The sequence below is a fragment of the Acuticoccus kandeliae genome, assembly GCF_003073115.1.
Genome location: NZ_QBBV01000184.1, coordinates 1 through 286, shown reverse-complemented (window position 1 = coordinate 286; position 286 = coordinate 1). Strand labels below are relative to the sequence as shown.

The following is a 286-nucleotide window of genomic DNA, read 5'->3' as shown; positions in this document are numbered from 1 at the left end:
CCCCGACCTCGGGGTTGGCGCCGGCACCGAGGCCGCGGGGCAGCTCACGACCGATGTCGAGCTTCACGTCGGCGTCGGACATGAGCAGGGCCTGGGCGTCGGTGTTCACCGCGATGAACTCGACGCCCTTGAGGCCGACCTCGATCATCCGGTTGACGGCGTTGACGCCGCCGCCACCGATGCCGACCACCTTGATCACTGCCAGGTAGTTGTGCGGGGGCGTCATGCGCGGCACCTTCCAGTCGCTCGGGGTCCGGGGTTCGGGTGGGTCAAGCTCCGGGTGCCC

1 pseudogene is annotated in these 286 nt (G+C 69.9%); it reads right to left on the bottom strand.

Annotation, left to right across the window (positions count from 1 at the left end):
- Positions 1 to 226 (bottom strand): annotated as a pseudogene (locus DBV35_RS29875) (hypothetical protein); the annotation flags it as partial.
- Between the last annotated feature and the right edge of the window lie 60 nt (positions 227 to 286).